The 2,565-nt window shown below is 65.3% G+C and carries 1 protein-coding gene; it reads right to left on the reverse strand.

The window, feature by feature from the left end:
- Positions 1-105: 105 nt before the first annotated feature.
- Positions 106-2,172 carry a prolyl oligopeptidase family protein gene (locus AAFX91_RS40745; protein ID WP_394570250.1) on the reverse strand — a complete coding sequence of 689 codons (2,067 nt, stop codon included), beginning with the start codon at positions 2,170-2,172 and terminating at the stop codon, positions 106-108.
- Positions 2,173-2,565: the final 393 nt, after the last annotated feature.

Below are 2,565 nucleotides of genomic sequence, written 5' to 3' on the forward strand. Positions count from 1 at the left end.
GAACCGCCGGATACGGACCCGTACGTCCGGTGGTGTGGGAGGGGCGAAGCCGCGAGGCTTCCCCCTATCCCGATCGCCCCGGAATGACAGCGGTGAGTGGAACAATCACGCACCATCCACCCACCCGATCTTCTCCCGCAAGAACCCAAGTCCCAGCGCCATGAACGCGGCGCGTTCCTTGTTGTCCTTGCCATAGCCGTGGCCGCCGGCGGCGGGCTCGTAGAGATGGGCCTCATATCCCATTGCCTGCAGCTTGGCGGTCATCTTGCGGGCGTGGTCGGGATGCACGCGGTCGTCGCGGCGCGTGGTCGCGATCAGGATCGGTGGATATTTCTGGCCCGGCTTCGCTATGTGATAGGCGGAATGGGTTTGCAGCCAGGCCCATTCCTCGGGCTTGTCGGGATCGCCATATTCGGCGATCCAGCTCGCGCCGGCGAGCAGCCTGGTGTAGCGGCGCATGTCGATCAGCGGGATGGTGCAGAACAGCGCGCCGAATCGTTCGGGGTAGCGCACCAGCATGTTGGTGATCAGGATGCCGCCATTCGATCCGCCTTCGGCCGCGATCCGCTCGGGCCGCGTGACGCCGCGCTTCGCCAGATCGGCGGCGACGGCCGCGAAGTCGTCATGCGCCAACCGCTTGCCCGCATAGCGGCCGGCGTCGTGCCAGCGCGTGCCGAACTCGCCGCCGCCGCGGATATTGGCCTCCACGATGGTGCCGCCGCGCTCCAGCCACAGCTTGCCGAGCGCGGGGTTGTAATACGGCTTCATCGCAAGACCGAAGCCGCCATAGGCGGTCAAGTGCACCGGCGCATCGCCGGTCTCGGTCGCCGGGCCGGTCTGCACATAGGGGATGCGTTCGCCGTCGACGGAGATGGCCTCGTGCTGGGTCACCACGAGTCCATCCGCGTTGAACGTCCTCGGCGCCTGCTTCAGCACCGTAGGCGCTCCGACCTTCTCCATCAGCATCAGCGAGGACGGCGTCAACGGGTCCTGCACATTGGCGAGCAGGTCGCCCTTGCTTTCGGAAATATGGCTGTCGAGGCGCCAGACATCGACGACGCCGATCCCGGGCAGCCCTTCGAGCCGCTCGCGCGTCCAGCCGCCAGCCGATGGCGTGCAGATCTCGAACACCGGCCGCAGTTCATCGAGGATCGACAGCACCAGCCGGCCCTCGGTCCAGAAGAAGCCTTGCAGCGCCCGCCGCGGCTCCGGCTCGAACACGACGGTGAAGTCGCGGCTGCCTGCGAGGAAGGCTGACAGCGACATGCCGAGCACCGTATCGGGCGCATAGGTCTTGCCTCCGATCGTCCACGGCTCGCGCAGCTTGACGACGAACCAGTCCTGATAGGCGAGCAGCCAAATGCTGGTGGGCAGATCGAGCTTCGTCTTCGTACCCGTCTCGTCGCCCAGCCAGGCACTCAAGTTGAAGAAATCGAGCCGGTCGACGAACCACATCCGTGGGACCGGCCCGGAATCATCGAGTTGAGCGGATGCGCTCATATGGTCGGCCGGCACCTCGAACACCACCGGCGCGCGTTCGGCGGCCTCGCCGCGGCGCCACAGCCTGACAGTCCGGGCATAGCCCGATGTGGTCGCCATGCCCTCGCCATAGGCGCTCGACAGCAGCAGCGTGTCGTCGTCGACCCAATCGACGCCGCCCTTCGCCTCCGGCAGCATGAAGCCATCGGCGACGAAGCGCTTCGCCTCCATGTCGAACTCGCGCAGCATCACCGCGTCGCTGCCGCCGCGCGACAGGCCGAGGATCGCGCGCCGATCATTTCCCGGCCGCATGGACGTCCAGTTCAAGAGCCAATCCTCGCCTTCATCGGCGGCAAGCTGGTCGACGTCCAGGAGGATTTCCCAGTTGTGATTGGCTTTGCGGAATTCCCCGAGCGTCGTGCGCCGCCACAGGCCGCGCGGATTCTGCGCATCCGTCCAGAGATTGTAGAGTAGCCCACTGCGCCTGGTGACATAGGGAATGTTGTCCGGCCGGTCGAAGATCGCGACCAGCGCGTCGCGATCGGCGGCAAATGACGTGCCGGTGAATTTCTCTAGCGTCAGGGCGTTCTGCCGCTCCACGAATTCCAGCGCCCGCGCGCCTTCGATCTCCTCCAGCCAAAGATAGGGATCGTCATCGGGCGCAACGATCGTCGGCCTGTCGTCGATGGTCATCGTGAGAACTCCCGGGGTCACGGTCCCATCGATGTAGGCACTCGCACCTGCGCTGTCCAATGGGCGCGCCGCTCGCGCCAGCAACACCGCCCGCGTCATTGCGAGCGCAGCGAAGCAATCCACGCCTCCACTTGCGGCGCTATGGATTGCTTCGCTGCGCTCGCAATGACGATGTGGATGCTTTGGGTGCGACATAACAACCCGACGGGCAAATCACCAAAAGTCTGTCCAGCCGTCGCGCGAAAAACATTCTGCTTTCGCCGTCGGGCAAATCAGTGATTTAACTCCGCGCGTCTCACGGCGGATGAGGGGCGGGTCGCGATCGTCACGAACGTTGCGGTGGGATGCGGTGGACGCGATGCGTGTGACTGACGAGCACGCGCAGTGCGGACG

It is taken from the genome of Bradyrhizobium sp. 31Argb (assembly GCF_043638955.1).
Lineage (GTDB): Bacteria > Pseudomonadota > Alphaproteobacteria > Rhizobiales > Xanthobacteraceae > Bradyrhizobium.